13 protein-coding genes are annotated in these 15,652 nt (G+C 65.1%); 8 read left to right on the forward strand and 5 right to left on the reverse strand.

Annotated elements, in window-relative coordinates:
• The first annotated feature begins 59 nt into the window (after positions 1 to 59).
• The 3 genes from AAHF99_RS15560 to AAHF99_RS15570 all read left to right on the forward strand — a co-directional run bounded on the left by AAHF99_RS15560 (position 60) and on the right by AAHF99_RS15570 (position 3,660).
• Complete coding sequence (locus AAHF99_RS15560; protein ID WP_342165359.1) at positions 60 to 1,748, forward strand: hypothetical protein; 1,689 nt, start codon at positions 60 to 62, stop codon at positions 1,746 to 1,748.
• A gap of 494 nt (positions 1,749 to 2,242) precedes the next feature.
• Positions 2,243 to 2,521, forward strand: coding sequence for a metal/formaldehyde-sensitive transcriptional repressor (locus tag AAHF99_RS15565; protein WP_342165360.1), 279 nt, complete (start codon positions 2,243 to 2,245; stop codon positions 2,519 to 2,521).
• A 14-nt stretch (positions 2,522 to 2,535) separates the two neighbouring features.
• On the forward strand, positions 2,536 to 3,660 hold the full coding sequence (locus tag AAHF99_RS15570; protein ID WP_342165362.1) for a nickel/cobalt efflux transporter: 1,125 nt from the start codon (positions 2,536 to 2,538) through the stop codon (positions 3,658 to 3,660).
• A gap of 1,092 nt (positions 3,661 to 4,752) precedes the next feature.
• Here the strand turns inward: AAHF99_RS15570 and AAHF99_RS15575 are convergent.
• The 3 genes from AAHF99_RS15575 to AAHF99_RS15585 form a co-directional block, all read right to left on the reverse strand.
• Positions 4,753 to 5,103 carry an HNH endonuclease gene (locus AAHF99_RS15575; RefSeq protein ID WP_342165550.1) on the reverse strand — a complete coding sequence of 117 codons (351 nt, stop codon included), beginning with the start codon at positions 5,101 to 5,103 and terminating at the stop codon, positions 4,753 to 4,755.
• A gap of 148 nt (positions 5,104 to 5,251) precedes the next feature.
• Entirely contained in the window at positions 5,252 to 5,950 is a 699-nt protein-coding gene (locus tag AAHF99_RS15580) for a hypothetical protein (RefSeq protein ID WP_342165363.1), read from the reverse strand.
• On the reverse strand, positions 5,947 to 6,423 hold the full coding sequence (locus AAHF99_RS15585) for a hypothetical protein (RefSeq protein ID WP_342165364.1): 477 nt from the start codon (positions 6,421 to 6,423) through the stop codon (positions 5,947 to 5,949). Before AAHF99_RS15585 ends, AAHF99_RS15580 begins: the two co-directional genes overlap by 4 nt.
• A 198-nt stretch (positions 6,424 to 6,621) precedes the next feature.
• Here AAHF99_RS15585 and AAHF99_RS15590 point away from each other — a divergent pair, with 198 nt between their 5' ends.
• The 5 genes from AAHF99_RS15590 to AAHF99_RS15610 all read left to right on the forward strand — a co-directional run bounded on the left by AAHF99_RS15590 (position 6,622) and on the right by AAHF99_RS15610 (position 11,701).
• Positions 6,622 to 7,695 (forward strand): patatin-like phospholipase family protein, encoded by a 1,074-nt coding sequence (locus AAHF99_RS15590; RefSeq protein ID WP_342165551.1) that lies wholly within the window; start codon positions 6,622 to 6,624, stop codon positions 7,693 to 7,695.
• A 10-nt stretch (positions 7,696 to 7,705) separates the two neighbouring features.
• Positions 7,706 to 8,761, forward strand: a complete 1,056-nt coding sequence (locus tag AAHF99_RS15595; protein ID WP_342165365.1) for a cyclic GMP-AMP synthase DncV-like nucleotidyltransferase — start codon at positions 7,706 to 7,708, stop codon at positions 8,759 to 8,761.
• Positions 8,758 to 10,548 (forward strand): ThiF family adenylyltransferase, encoded by a 1,791-nt coding sequence (locus tag AAHF99_RS15600; protein WP_342165366.1) that lies wholly within the window; start codon positions 8,758 to 8,760, stop codon positions 10,546 to 10,548. Before AAHF99_RS15595 ends, AAHF99_RS15600 begins: the two co-directional genes overlap by 4 nt.
• 38 nt (positions 10,549 to 10,586) lie before the next feature.
• Entirely contained in the window at positions 10,587 to 11,018 is a 432-nt protein-coding gene (locus AAHF99_RS15605; RefSeq protein WP_342165367.1) for a Mov34/MPN/PAD-1 family protein, read from the forward strand.
• Between the two features lie 518 nt (positions 11,019 to 11,536).
• On the forward strand, positions 11,537 to 11,701 hold the full coding sequence (locus AAHF99_RS15610) for a hypothetical protein (protein ID WP_342165369.1): 165 nt from the start codon (positions 11,537 to 11,539) through the stop codon (positions 11,699 to 11,701).
• Between the two features lie 5 nt (positions 11,702 to 11,706).
• Here AAHF99_RS15610 and AAHF99_RS15615 read toward each other — a convergent pair whose 3' ends face one another.
• Together AAHF99_RS15615 and AAHF99_RS15620 are read right to left on the reverse strand one after the other, a co-directional pair.
• Complete coding sequence (locus AAHF99_RS15615) at positions 11,707 to 13,962, reverse strand: DEAD/DEAH box helicase (protein ID WP_342165371.1); 2,256 nt, start codon at positions 13,960 to 13,962, stop codon at positions 11,707 to 11,709.
• Entirely contained in the window at positions 13,962 to 15,581 is a 1,620-nt protein-coding gene (locus AAHF99_RS15620; protein WP_342165372.1) for a hypothetical protein, read from the reverse strand. The genes AAHF99_RS15615 and AAHF99_RS15620 overlap by 1 nt, the downstream gene beginning before the upstream one ends.
• Positions 15,582 to 15,652: the final 71 nt, after the last annotated feature.

The following is a 15,652-nucleotide window of genomic DNA, read 5'->3' on the forward strand; positions in this document are numbered from 1 at the left end:
ACCTCGGTGCACCCGCTTCACCGGACGGGCACCGTGCCCCGCGTCGGAGACCGCCCGCCATGCCCTCGCTTCGCCGGCACGTCTTACGGATCTCCTCTCTCGCGATCCTCGTGGCGGCGGCGGCTCCCCATCCGGCCTCCGCGCAGACCGTCTCCGAGATGGCCGCCCGCATGGATGCGATGCAGCGCCAGATGCAGGCGATGCAGCAGGAACTCGCGGCGCTTCGCCGGCAGGCCGGGACCCAGAAGCAGGCCCTCGCGGGCGAGGCGCGGGAGCGCCGCACCCTGTCTCGCGAGCAGGCACGCCTGGCCGAGCGGCAGTCGCGGCAGCAACAGGTCGCGCAGGCCGGCGGCCCCGGCGGGGCGCGGCCGGCGCCGAGCGAGCACACGCCGGTGATCCTGGCCAACGACCTCGTGTGCAATTCCGGCAGTTACGCCCTCGGATCGGCGATCTGCTTCACACCCGGCGGCTTCGTCGAATTGGCGGGGTTTTACCGGAGCGCCAACACCGTCTCGGACGTGGCAACGGATTTCAACGGCATCCCCTTCCGCAACAGCCCGCAATCGCGGGAGGGCGAGTTCCGCCTCTCCGCCCGCCAGAGCCGGCTCTCCGGCCTGTTCACCGCGCGCGTCGAACCGACGCTCCAGATCTCCGGCTACTATGAGATCGACTTCCTGGCGGCGGGCGTCACCTCGAATTCCCGCGAGAGCAACAGCTACGTCCCGCGCATCCGTCAGATCTTCGCCACCGTCGATTCCCTGGATACCGGCTGGCACGTCCTGGCGGGGCAGGCCTGGAGCCTGATCACCACCGATCTTTCGGGGATCACGCCCCTCAAGGAGCAGATTCCCCTCACCATCGACGCCCAATACGTGCCGGGCTTCAACTGGACCCGCAACCCGCAGATCCGGGTGGTGAAGGACATCGCGCCGGGCCTGTGGGCAGGGCTCTCGGTCGAGTCGCCTCAGAGCGTCCTGCCGCCGAGCCCCTTCGCGGCGCCCGGGACCGTCAACGTCAACAACAGCGGCGACGCGGCCGGGCTGCTGAACAACGCGACGACCTACTCGAACAACAGCATCCCCGACATCGCCGGCAAGCTCGCCGTCGAGCCGGGCTTCGGCCATTACGAAGTGAAGGGGCTGGTGCGCTTCTTCGACGACCGGATCGCGCCCGGCACGCTGACCGGCGGGCTTCGCACCGCGGGCCGCTCCGAGACGGCGGTCGGCTACGGCCTCGGCGGCGCGGCGACCCTGCCGGTGATCGACAAGCGCCTCGACCTCCAGATCAGCGGCCTCGTCGGTGAGGGGATCGGCCGCTACGGCTCGGCGCAGCTCCCGGACTTCGCCCTGCGCGCCGACGGCTCCATCGCGCCGACTCCGGTGTTCCAGCTTCTGGCGGGCGGCGTCTACCACGTCCAGTCCGGGACCGACGTCTACCTCTATGCCGGCTGGGAGCATGCCAACCGGACGGGGGCGTTCAACACCACGGGGTACGGCTCCCCGACCCTGGTCGTCACCGGCTGCAACGTCGAGAGCGCCGCGAGCGGAAGCTGCCAAGCCGAGACCCGCGACATCCGCCAGATCACCGGTGGCTTCTGGCACGACCTCTACAAGGGCGCCTATGGTCGCCTCGTCGCCGGCGCGCAGGTTTCTTACACCGAACGCGACGCCTTCCGCGGGACGCAGGGCGTCCAGCCCTCGACGCACCTCGTCACCGGCCTGACCTCCTTGCGCTATTACCCGTTCTGAGCCCCCGGCCTCCGGCCGCTTCGGAGCGGCAAGGCTCGGACGGCGTGATCCGCGGCCTGGAGATCGCCTTGCCTGGACGATGCTCGAAGTCGCCCAGGAGTTCCTGGGCCTTGCCCGAGGCTCGGCTTTCGCGTTCCTGATCCCTCCCGCCACGGTTAGCGGGAACTTGGGGCCGAGGGGCGCAGTCGGAGAAGCCCCCGCAGGATTCGGAACGGCAAAAACGCCAGCTTCAGAACGGCCCGGGCGAGCAGGACCGCCATCACCGCGAGGATGGCCAGCGCCGTGTTGAGCATCGGGGCGTTCCCTGCCGGGGTTGATCGCCCGAATTGGACCTGGACCGACGGCAACGCCCCATACGCCACGAACACGGCGATACGGAGGACGCTCGGTCGACCTTCGCGCGTTACCTTGCCGGCTGGCCCGAAGCGACACTCTGAGCTCGACAACTGATAGGGTACCCCCCTATACAATGCACCGCGAGGATGAACCGTCCGATGGCCCATACGATCAAGGACAAGACCAAGCTCCTGGCGCGGGTGCGCCGGATCAAGGGACAGGCGGAGGCCGTCGAGCGCGCCTTGGAGGCGGAGATCGGCTGCTCCGACGTCCTGATGCTGGTCGCCTCGATGCGCGGGGCCATCACCGGCCTGACCGCCGAGCTGATGGAAGACCACATCCGCCACCACGTCGTGAACCCGGACGCCGAGCCGGACGCCGAGCGCGCCCGGGGAGCCGCCGAGTTGATCGAGGTGGTGCGGACCTACCTCAAATAACGCAGGCCGCACCCATGACCGCACTGCCCGACCTGCTCCGGGAGGGGACCGCGCACGCCTGGCTTTTCGTGCCGACCGCCATCCTCCTCGGCGCCCTGCATGGCATGGAGCCCGGCCACTCCAAGACGATGATGGCCGCCTTCATCATCGCCGTGCGGGGGACCGTGCAACAGGCGGTCCTGCTCGGGCTCGCGGCCACGCTCTCGCACACGGCGGTGGTGTGGATCATCGCCTTGGGCGGCCAGTACCTCGGGCAGGAATGGGGGACGGAGGCGACCGAGCCGTACTTCCAGCTCGCCTCCGCTGTGATCATCGTCGGCATCGCCCTCTGGATGGCATGGCGGACGTGGCGCGAGCAGCACCACCCGCACGACCATGACCATCATCATCACGACGAGGCGCGTCGCATCGCGACGCGGGACGGGACCTTGACGCTGGAGGTGTTCGAGGATGGCGTGCCGCCCCGTTGGCGCGTCCGTGGCGATCATGGACGGCTGCCAGCCGCTTCGGCGCTGACCGTGGAGACCCTACGCCCGGACGGCGAAAGGCAAACCTTCGGGTTCGCGCGCAACGGCGACCATCTGGAAAGCTTAGACGAGATCCCGGAACCGCATGCCTTCACAGCGCGGCTTCGGATCGACGCTCCGGGTGGGATGGAATCGCACGAGATCGCGTTCGAGGAGCACGACCACGCTCATATGAACCTTGGCGACGAGGACGACGCCCATGCCCGCGCCCATGCCGACGAGATCCGGAGACGCTTCGCGGGCCGCAGCGTCACCACGGGCCAGATCGTCATGTTCGGCCTGAGCGGCGGGCTCATCCCGTGCCCGGCCGCGATCACCGTGCTGCTGCTCTGCATCCAGCTGAAGCAGCTGAGCCTCGGGTTCGCACTGGTGGTGTGCTTCAGCATCGGCCTCGCGCTGACCATGGTGTCGGCGGGCGTGCTGGCGGCGCTCAGCGTCAAGCACGTCGCCTCCCGCTGGTCCGGGTTCGGCACCTTCGCCCGGCGGGCCCCCTATGCCTCGGCCGCGCTGATCGTGGTGGTCGGCGTCTATACCGGCTGGCTGGGCTGGCAGGGCATCGACCGGCACCCGGCCGATCATGCTGCCGGCGCGGCCCCGTCCCGGCAAGGCTGAGGGCCGATCCCCGACGACGGGTCCGACACTGGGGTCGCGGCACCGACCGCCGTGACCGAGGTTCGGATGGACGGCATGCATGGCCATCGCGGCCATCACGTGATGGGCCACCGTCACAGGCGCGGCCACATGATGGGCCACCACCGCTCTCACCGCATGTGATCGTCATGCCGCCGGGACGCACGAGCCCAGCCGCGAGCGCCGGACAGGGTGGGACGCTCATGCATTCCACCCGTTCTCATTGTTGGGCTTTTACGCCCGGACGGGGCGGGGGATGTGCGCCACCTCCTCCCGACTGATCGGTTGCCGGCCTGCACTCGGCGATGCGAGGGGGCAGCTTCTCAACAGCCGGCCGCTAAAGATGTTGCATTGCAGCACATTATAGGTTTGGGAGTGACTGGGCCGGGATTCTTGGTACGGACCGAGCGAGAGTCTGCTGTTTCATCGTTGCCGTGGACCGCCGGCAGGCATCGATCTCTGGTTGGATTGTGTTCACGCTTCTCCATGAGAGAGGAGCAGTTGCCAGCTAGGTAGTCGCGCGCTTCGCTCCCGGTCGACCCAGTACGTCTCTACTCATTCCAACAAAATCGCCGTCGTCACCAGTATACCGCCCAATGACGGGATACGTTTCATTGCACTATCAACGGTCTGCCGCTTTAGGCAAGCGCGTGAAATCGGCCTCGCAATGCAAGTGGCCCGGAACAGATCGTAATAAAATCAATGACTCAGCGAGGTTTTGGCTGGGGCGCCAGGATTCTCACCCAGAACGAACTCAGCAAGCCGTCCCGCTCAAGTCATTGTGTTTGCACGCGCTTCAGCTTCGTGCGCACACCGAGTTGATACGATCCTGCGTCCAGCGCCAAGGGCTCATTCCGCTGCTCCACAAGGGATCGCAGCAACCAAAAAACAGGATAGGCGGCCCACCCTTCAGGTCCCGACTATGCATGAGATTTCGTCGGCAAAGCGCCAGCAGCCGACATTGGGTGCCCGCCCCGAAGCCGACATTTCGGCATCAAATGCACGGTCGACATCAGTGCTTGAAGCAGCGCTCTCAATGCCGTGGCAAAAACTGCCGGTGCGGTCTTTCGTGATCTATAGTAGAGCAGATGCCTTCCAGGTGCGGTCTACCAAGGTTGGGACGCTATCTGGGTCGTTGGCTTGCCGCGAAACGAGAATGCTCAGGTCGTCAGATAAGCTGATCAGACCATGGTCGAACATCCAGTGCGCAGTGCCCAACAATGCGAGGCCATTGCTGACGATGCCCGGACTGTTCGCTTCGACGGGACGAATGTGAGCCGCTGCGACCTCGACGTGCCCACCGCCATTGGTTATCTTAAGCGCTGTGTTGGAATAGCGCTCGGCATACGATTGAGCACGACACGTCGAAACACACGATCGCGGACAGCCGTTGAGACGATCGGGGACAGGCGCGACCGCTCCGATTCGGCAATGTAGGGGTGCTGCAGCTCGGCGAAGATCTTTGCGTGCCTTGGATGGCGAAGCTTGCCTGCTATTAAGGGCCGGTCGGAATCATGATCTGATGGCGAGCACGTCCTGGATTTTGTGTGGCCGTTCCACAGTCGATCATCCGCTACCGGATACCGATGCTTGCCGGCCGATCGCGGCGAATGATGATCGTTCCGGACGTGTTGAGGCCGTTTTCTCCCTTGCGATTTGTCCAATATTCGCCGCGTAGCTCGCCGTTCGACATAATCTCGACGATTCCTGCTCCAGAATGCGTACGCGCGTCAGTCGGCTCTACCGGTAACTGGTCAATCTGTGTGTAGACATAGCTGAGCTTCGGCTTCTTTGGCTTTGCCCAGCTCGGCCGCACATAGTCGGTCGTGCTGCACTTCTCGGTGCCCTGGGGTACGATCTCAATTTCCATCTCGAATAGGCCGACCTTGATCGTGACGTCGGCGCCGGTGACCCTCTCCTCAGCCTGAGTGATCGGGTCGGTCAAGGCATCAAATTGCGCCGCACTGCCCTTGGCGGCTAGATACAGGCGTTCGACCCGCGGCCAGTTGGAACGGATTTCGGCCCTCCACTCACCGTCGAGCCACGGAAACCACCAGATTCTTCCCAACGTTGCCCAATGGACGAAACGTAAGGCCGGAGTCCAGTTGAGAAGCAGACCGAGGCAGGTCAGGAATGTGACGATACGGCTCGACCATTTTACGAGGTCGGCAGACCCCTGTACAACGCCGCAACCGATCAGAACCACGATCGGCGCAACGACTAGGGCGACTAGAATCGTTATCAGGACTGAGCGGTTCAGCGCATGAATCACGGCGCGCGCGCCTTATCGGCCGGGACTGCCACGAGATCGACGCGGCGATACGCCGTTTCCCGGCCCTCGCGGAACACTGCGATCCCGAAATCGCGGCTGGCGATGCCCGTGGCAAGCACTCCTGGAAGCGCTGAACCGAACAGGGCGGCCAAATAGCGTCCTCCAAACCGCTTCGAGCGGTCAATTGGCGCGCTGGGCACGATTGGCGGCGAGAAATATTGGGCAACTCGGAGGAGGCGCAGGTCCGGGCCTAGCACGTGGAAGCCGTCATGATGCTGGTGGGCTCGGTTCGAGATAGTAGCAAGCACATCCGCAACGTCCGGAGCCTCGCTGAAGTCACTGACAGTGCACAAAGGAAGAATTGGCAGCTCTTGGGGTCGCGTGCTGACAATGACGCCCGTCCCAGAAAAATCGACGCCGGCGTGCGCCTCGACGTCCACGAGGAGCTCGAATAGTGAGTCAGTCACATCCATGTCGGCTGAGATCATAAAAGACAGCCTTATGCGCTTGGCTTGAAAGCGCAACCCGTATGACCACGCTCGCGATCCGCCTACCCGATGCTTCCCGACTGGCATTCGGGTCCACCAGTCTGAAGTTCGTTCACGGTTCGTGCTTGAGCTTGCCTCGGCTTTCGAATAGCTTGAGTGACCGTGTTCCATAGGCACTCCCTTGTGACCCGACCTCTTCGCGTCCTGAGCATCGATGGGGGTGGCATGCGCGGCATTTACTCGGCCGCGTTTTTGGCCGGGTTGATGGAACTGTTCGCCCGCGAGCGGGACGGAGAGCGCCTAGACTTCGGGAAGGGCTTCGACCTGATTGTCGGCACCAGCACGGGGGCGATCATCGGGTGCGCCGCTGCGATCGGCGAGCCGATGGAGAAGGTGGTTGAACTCTACGAGGAACACGGCCCCAAGATCTTTCCGATCCGCCTCACCGATGACTGGCGAGTCATTTCACAGCTCAAGACGCGGCCGGGGTACCTGAAGAAGGGCGAGCAGGCACTCCGTACCGCGCTGGAGAGCGTGCTCGGTGCGCAGACGATAGCTGGCGTCTTTGCGGAGCGAGGGATCGCACTCGCGATCCCCGCCGTCGAGATGGGGCAGCAGCGGTCCTGGGTGTTCAAGACCTCTCACCTTGGTGGTCATCGCGACGACAAGTTCAAACTCGTAGACGTATGCATGGCCACCAGCGCGGCCCCAATCTTCCGGTCTCTAGCAGCGATCGAGGCCACCACCGACACTCTCGGCGGCCATCTCGTGTTCGCCGACGGGGGACTATGGGCCAACAATCCGGTCCTGGTCGGCCTGCTCGACGCTCTCATGATGGCCGCCCCCGGCCAGCCAATCGAGATTTTCACGCTCGGAACCTGTCCGCGGCCTGAGGGTGAGGAGATCGATCCGGCCGACGTTCACCGTGGGCTTTGGGATTGGAAGTTCGGCGGCAAGGCGCTGCAGCTCAGCTTGTCCGCTCAGGAGTTCGCCTTCGACAACATGGCCCGCATGCTTGGCGGCATTTTGGGCGAGCTAGGCCGACCGGTCAGCGTAACCCGCTTCCCGAACGGCCGCGTGCCTCCCGACGCCCTTCAGTTCTTAGACCTCGACGACACGCGGCCCGAGGCGATGAGGCGGCTAAAAGCGCAGGCGCGGGCCGATGTCAGCGTCACCAAGAGCGCTTGCGACGACGTCAACAACCCGGAGGGGCAGCGGATCGCGCGGCTGCTGCGCGACCTGCCCGTCCGAGCTTAGAGGAAACCCGATGTACGACACGTCCATTCAGATGCTTGGCTTTCACGACGCCGAGGTGAACCTGCCCAGCACCGAGCGCACCGAGATGCGCAAGCGCCGCAACGCTAACCGCGATCGATTGAAGAAGGGACTTGCGGACGCCGATAAGCCGTCGCCGATCGGCCAACACACCCAAGGTTCGTACGCGATGCACACCATGGTGCAGGACGCGAGCACCGATTATGACATCGATGACGGCGTGTACTTCAAGAAAGACAAGCTTGTTGGACCGAACGGCGGCGAGATGTCGGCGCTCGCCGTGCGCGAGATGGTGTGCGACGCATTGCAGGACGTGCGCTTCAACACGCCCCCGAAAGTGCTCAAGAATTGCGTCCGCGTGTACTACAATGAGGGATTTCACGTCGACGTACCCTCATATCGGAGGATCGAGACGACAAACGCCTGGACTGGCCAGACGACCTACAACTACGAACTCGCGAGTTCCGGCTGGAAGTCCTCGGATGCGCTCGCGGTCACGAAATGGTTCAGGGAACGCAACGAGCATCACAGCCCGGATTTTGACGATACCGACGGGCAGTTCTGCCGCGTGGTCCGCCTGCTGAAGGCGTTCGCCCGCAGCCGCCCTTCCTGGAAGCCGCTGACCGCGACTGGGTTCATGATCACCAAGCTGGCGAACGACTCGTTCTCCGCTTCAGCCGATCGGGACGACATCGCCCTCCGTGAAACCATGAAAGCCATCCGGTGGCGGCTGGAGTGGAATAAGAGCGTCGCGCACCCGACTCTCACGAATGAGACCATCACGCACGATGACGACACGCGCCCCGGTCATTTCAAAGACCGACTTGTCGAGAACCTGAAGCACCTCGAAGTTCTCGATGATGGCCAATGCACGCACGCTGACGCGATGGCAGCTTGGGACAAGGTGTTCTGCACGGACTGGTTTTCGCAGCAGCCGTCACCTGGCGCAAACAGCGGCGGGTCGGGCGGAACTAAGAGTTTGGCCTCCCCGGCTCGGCCCGTCGAGAAGCGTGAAGGCGGGCGTTACGCGGTACGGCGCTTCGCTTGAGCTTTCTCGCCACGAAGCGTCAGCAGGCGGTCGGCCTTGTCGCGGCTTGGGTGGCCGCGACGGTTGAGGGAGCGGACCGATTGAACCCCGCGTTGCTCCGCGCGCTGGGTCGCGACGAGAGCTGGGACGGGTGGCGGTTGCCATTGCGCGGCGCGCGCGGCGGGGATCTCCACCTCCTGCTCGATCCGGAGTTCCCTTACTCGCTGCCGCGTTTTGCTCTCGGTCGCCGCACCGACCTGCTCAGGGCGCCCCACGTCGAGACCAAGGGCCGTCTCTGCCTAGCAGGCGATGGGGGCCGGGCGGACACCCTCGACCCTGTCGCTGTGGTCGCCTACTCGTTCGGCGAGGCTCTTGCCCTCATCGCCGAGGACGAGGCGGGGGCGAACCGCGAAGATTACGCCATCGACTTCGACGCGTACTGGCGACGCGACGTGACTGACCCTCTGCCCCTTCGAACGTGTCTCCACGCCGAACGACGCAGTCGTTTGGTGTCGGCCTGGCATGGACAAGCCTTTTACTTCATCGCTGAGAACGCGAGGGACGCTCGAACTTGGCTGACCAACCGGTACGGCGTGGATGAAACTCGGGCTTTCAAGAACGCGGCCCTGATCTGGCTCGATCGGCTGCCAGAGCCAGAGATGTATCCCGACAACGCCGGTAGAGCGCGCCGGCTGATCGAGGCCAGCTCCTACCGTGGCCTCCCGGTTTTTGATCGCTTGATGGCGACCATGGCCGACCGGGCTGCCGTCGTGTTCATGGGAGCCACCGCAACCGGCGACGTCGTCCAGGCTGGGCTCCTCGTGGAGGGCCCTGACTGGGCCAGCACCGGCACGAAGGCGCCGAAGCCGAACGTGAGCCGCGGGTTTCGGCCCGGGAACGCGCCTCCTAGTATTCTGGCGCTGCGCCGTCGATCCCACCGCGTGGAGGTGCAGCGGACCGACGCCTGGCTGGGGCGCATGCGCGCTGGTGAGGGTGCTCAACTCGCTGGAAAGAGGGTGGCTGTTCTCGGCTGCGGGTCGCTGGGAGGCGGCGTCGCGAAATTATTGCTGCAGTCCGGCGTCGGCCGCATGACCTTGATCGATCCGGACACCTTCGCGTGGGTCAACGTCGGGCGACATGAACTCGGCTCGGACAGCACCGAGCGAAACAAGGCGACTGCGCTCGTCGAGCGCTTCAGGCCTATGTACCCGCATGCGCGCGAACTTAGAGCGGAGCCGACTTCCTGGCAGGTGCTACTCCGGCGAGATCCCAAGGCCTTGCACGATTGCGACCTCATCCTCTCGCTCATCGGTGACTGGAACGCGGAGAGCGCGCTAAACGATCTACAGCGGTCCGGGACGGACGAGGTCAGGGCGGCGATCCTGTACGGCTGGCTTGAGGAACAGGCGGGAGCCGCGCACGCGTTGGCAATTGGACCAACAGGCGCGTGCTTGCGCTGCGGTTTCGGACCGACCGGAACGATTCATGTCCCCGCGACAACTTGGCCGCGGCATGCTCCCGTCGGATGTGGCGGCCCGACCAGCATCTACGGCGCCGTGGATCTCGCTCCCGCACAGTCCCTGATCGCGTCGCTCGCGATCGACCTGTTGCTCGGACGCGCATCACCTCCGATTCGCCGCGCATGGCTGGCACCCCAGCCCACCCTTGCCCAAGGTGGCGGCTGCTGGCATCTACGTTGGATTGAGCACTATGGCGACCCCTTGCAAGGCGGGAAGCTCACCGCAACCCCTTGGCCGAAAGACGCCGCTTGTTCTTGTGCCCTTCTCCCGGTGACTTCCTTCTCTTAGCCCGCGGGTCAACTCCCCGTATCCTCATCCGCGCCGACGTGATCACGCATACCTCCCGCCATCGTCAGACCGTGTGGTGGAAGTGTGAGGCGGGTGGCCAGCTCTTCGCGCGCATCAACGGCGACGAGTGGCTCATTGAGGAAGCGACGGGTCCGCGGCGGGGCGACGTCCGGAGCCGGTTCGGTTTTCGCCCGAACCGACGCGCCGAGCAGCGTGAGATCGACGAGCGCTTCGCCTCGGGTTTACATTACGTCGGGGACTGGCACACACATCCCGAAGCAGTCCCGAAGCCTTCGCCGACCGACCTCTCGAGCATGCAAGCGATGGTCTCAACCTCAAATCATGAACTTACTGGTTTTCTGATGTTGATCTTCGGGACGGCGATGGAGGCTAACGGCTTGTGGGCCTCGATCCACCACGCCAACGGGCGCTGGCAGCAGCTTAACGTCACGATGACGTTGTCTCGATAAACAAACGTGCAGCGCTCCGAATGCGGGATCGTCACCCGGTCGCATGCTCCGGGTCTTATATTTGGTCACGAATCACGGTGCGGTTCGAATTGAGAGCGTCATGCGCAGCATCAGTAAATCGCAGAAAAGGTGGTTTTAGCAGCGGAATACGCCGAAATTTCTTAATCGTCTGCGGATTTTATTTGTGCTATGCAATACCGTCAGAGTTGTCACTTCCCACATTCTTGCGGACAGTCGACCTGAAAATGTTTGGTTGACCTATTCTGACCCAACCGAAAGCGGACGCGCCCAACTTCCGCTTAGGGTCATAACCGTCGGTCCCAGGGCGTCGCATGACGATAAGGCCTTCCTTCGTCCAGGCGGCATCCACTTCCTCCCGGATTTTGTAGCACAGCGACATCAACCTCCTTCGCGCAGCCCCCCGCCGGAATAGGGGAGGGGCCTATCGGCGCCCGTCATTAAGCAATAATTCCCCCTCAATGATGTGCGTCGTACCTCTGCAGCACTTCGGTGGGTGATTGCCGCTTCAGGTTAGGCTGCATTTCGGCAGCGCCTGCCAGGCGACCGAGCTACGGCGCATCCGCTGCCACGCGCTGGGCCTCGACCTCGTCACCGCCGACGCCGCGGGCAAGCCCGCCCCGCACAAGAGTGCCCCGTCGACCGGCTCGATCTTCGACTTCTGAGCCGCTTACGCGAACATCCTTGGCCGGCAGGCCACCCAGACCTGCTGCGCCAACTCCCCGCGCAGATCGAGATCGGCGACCGAGCGCTCCACGGCCTCGGCCGCCATCTCGATCACCAGCCACCCCGAATTCTCGAACTGGGCAATCTCGGAGCGCTCGATCAGCGGGTGCGTCAGCCCCGTGAGATAGATCGCCGCCACATACCGCTCGGTCCGGGTGTCGATTACCCCAACCGCGTTCCCGAACGCGGCCCCGCGAAAGCTGGAACGCTGCAAGATCGCCTCGAGGGGGCCCTCGTAGCGCATCGCCTCATCCCGATCCGGCCGAGCCAGACATTCAAGGTAGGCCCGTAGATTCTCGTGAGCGAGGCACAACCCGACGTTGATCGACTCACGGGGAAACGACGTCATCACCACGGTCCGCTCCCGCGCCCGGGTCATCATCACGTCGAGCCGCTTCTCACCGCCCGACAGAGATAGCGCCCCGTAGCTCGTCGGCCACGCCCCATCCTCCGCGGATGGGCCGAAGGTCAGCGACACGAACACCACGTCACGCTCCTCGCCCTGGACGCCGTTGTAATCGACCACCAGCAGGCTCTCCCGCTCCGCGATCCGCGCGCAATCGATCCCACGCTCGGCGATCCGCCGCCGGATGAGATCGCGCTGCTGCATGGTCAGCGCGATGATCGCGACCGACGCCTCGCTGCCGCTCTCGACATGCCGCGCCAGGGCATCGACCACCGCCTCGGCCTCGGCCGCGTTGATCATCGTCCCCCACGCAAACGTCCCGTCGACGCGCGCGGCCCGGAGCCCCAGTTCCCGATCCGGATCCGGACCCGGGCTCATCCGCAGACGACCGTCGTAAAAGATCCGGTTCGTGTAATGCATCAGCGTCGGATGCCGCGACCGGTAGTGGAAGTTCAGCCGCATCACCGGCAGGCCCGCCTCCAGCGCGACATCGTGCAGGGACCGCGTCGGACTATGCGGCACCTGCCGATCGAACAGGACGTGCAGCGGCGGATCGCGCTGCATCTGAAGGCTGTCGCCACAGATGACGAGCTGCCGGCAGGCCGCCACCGCCGGCAGCGCCTCGACCAACGGGATCAGCGAAGCCTCGTCGACCACCAGGAGATCGAAGCTCCACCCGCGCGGCATATGCGTCGCCAGGCTCGCCGGCGTCGCCATCACGATCGCCTGCTGCGATCCCGCCTTCGCCAGGGTCTCCTGAATGGTCTCCCCCGGCTGAACCCCGATCCGCTCCGCGAGCAACCGCGGCTCCCAGCCGGTGTCGCACAGATCCAGGATCGCGGTCGCCGTCATCTTCCCGCTCAGGCGTTCCTTGACCGCCCGGAACGCGCTCTGCCGACCGCTGAGAAACAGCACCGTCCGGCGATCGCGAAACGCGTTGCCGATGATGTGGACGATCGCCTGCGTCTTGCCCGAACCCGGTCCGCCTTCGACCACGACGTTCACCCCGCGGCGGCTCGCCAACAGGATCATCATCTGAGACCGATCCAGTAACGAGACCAACCTCTCGGAGCGCTTGCCGCGCCGCATCCGGCGGCGGACTAGCTTCTGCGGCCACGGCTCGCCCGTCGGCTCAGCCAAAAGCCGTCGCACGGCACCGGCCCCCGGCCCGGACCGCTCGACCCCGCTCGTCACCCATTGCCACAGGCGATAGCGCGCCAGATCGAACAGGCCGAGGACGGCCACCGGTGCGATCTCGATCACGCCATAAGCCGCGAGATCGGCTGCCCGCCACATCAGCGGATCCGCCGGTAACGACCCCGTCACGATCCCGAGGCGATCGACCAGCAGAGGATTGAGCACAGGAGCGCCGAACCGGCGCAGTGTCCACGCGCCCGGCTCGCCCTCCAGAATCACGGGGCAGTGCATCAGCGGAGCCGCGCGCACGCGCTCCCCGTCCCGCCACAGCACGATCCCCAGCGCCAGCGACAGGGGGCTCAGCCCCGTCTCCTCGGCGATCGACGCCTCCGTCTCATGAACGCGCGCGAGACGAAGCTGCAAAACCTCCGCCTCGATCAAGACCGGCGTCGGACTCGACCAATCGTCCCGAACCGCCAGGATCGGATCCTCAAAGGTGACAGCCGCTCCAGACGACAGCGCCTCCCACACGGCTCGGACCGGTCCGGAGAAGGTGAGATACCCACTCCGCCGGTCCGAGGGCATGCTGAGGAGCCGGTTCCACCGGCTCAGATCGCGAAGCGAAGCCGCCAGAGCCTTAAGACGAGGCTGTTCCATCAAGTCTCGTCCGCCTCGTCACCATCCGGCTCCGGCGCATTCGGATCATACGGAACCACCGGCATCAAGACGCTATCCCCGTCGAACACATCACCATGCTCGATCTCGACGTCATCGATGGACAGCGTCACGCCGTTCCCCAAGTCGAGCGTGCCATGGTCAATGTCGCGCCACAGCCGCTCCGGGAGAAGCCATTCCGGCGGACGGCCCATCAACGACATGTTCTGGATGTCCGTCGCGCTCATCCCCTGCCCGAACCGCTCCACGAGTTCGATCCGGGACAGACCCGCCGGCCACGGGAGCTTGTCCAGAATCCGAAGGTAATAGATCTCCAGATCCTGCCGCGACGGCAGGCCGACCCAGTCATGGTCCGGACCGCGGAACACCCGGTACCGGACGCTGCGCATCAGATCGGCCTTCGCGTCGGAGACCGGCTCGAACGTCATCTCGCCCACTGCCAACGCGTCCATGTAGTCCTTGATCGCGTCGCGCCGCGAGACCGCCAGCGGCCACATGCGAACCCGCGACCGCTCGATCTCCCGCATCGGATCGATGTAGAGGCGCTTGGCAGCGACAGCCTTCTGGAGCGTGCCACCCCCGCTCGCGATCTCGCGACGCCACACCGCCGGATCGAGCTCCGTCAGCTGCGAATAGATCGGCGGGGCCAGACGGCCCTGGAAATCCTTCGGATCGAAGTTGCGCGGCCGACGGAACACCGCCGAGCCGATCAGAACCCGCGCCTCCTCATCGGTCAGATCCCCCGGAGCCTTGTCGGTCGCCGCGCCGAAGCACGGGAATTCCGCCACCATCTCCGCGAGACGGTGATACGGATCCCGCTCCCAATGATCCGCCCAAGTCGGATCGTAGCCCGTCGGCCACCGCGAAAAGTCGCGACGGGCCGCCCGCTCGGTCAGCACCGCCGGAGAGAACACGTCGATCACCTTGTCGGTGGTCGTCAGCACCTCGATCATCTCATCGTCCTCCGGCGCATCGATGTCGCCCATGGCGAGGAACGCCGCCGCCTGCAGCGCCGGCGCGATCACCGGAGGCAGGACCTCCTGCACCGGCTCAGGCGTCTCGACAACCGCCGCCTCCGGGGCCGGCGTCACCGCCTCCAGGGGAATCAAAATGTCGCTCGGCGGCGCGAGCGGAGAGGGCACATCCGTCGTGCCGCTCTCAACGACCGGCTCCGCTTCAGCCTGCGACCCGTCCAGAACGGGTGCGACAGGGCGCAAACGCGGCTCGCGCCGAGGCTTATCCGTGCCCTTATTGGCAGCCCCGCGCGCCGAACGCACGCGGCGTTCACCACGAGCCGCACGCTCCTCGTCCGTCCAAGTGCGAGGCGGCAGACCGTCCTTGCGCGGCCGACCCCGGGGACGCTTCACGACCCCATCCCGGGACAGCGCTTCCAGGATCTCCGGGCGTTCCGCCATCAGAGCCTGAGCCTTGGCGGAATCATACCGCCCGGTCTCCGCCGTGATCGTCTCCATTGCGTCGAGGAGAATCTCAGCCGTCTTCGCAGACGCCTCCAGGGCGCGGAGAGCCTGATCAGCCGCACGAACGGCCGCGTCACGACGATCCAGGATCTTCTGACGCTCCAGCTCCTTCTGAGCGAGCACACCGCGGCACCGCGCCTTCATCGGGTTCGGCCGCTCGTGCCGCCCCCCGAGATACGTCTGGCGCGGACGGT

The organism is Methylobacterium litchii, assembly GCF_038442315.1.
Taxonomy (GTDB): domain Bacteria; phylum Pseudomonadota; class Alphaproteobacteria; order Rhizobiales; family Beijerinckiaceae; genus Methylobacterium; species Methylobacterium litchii.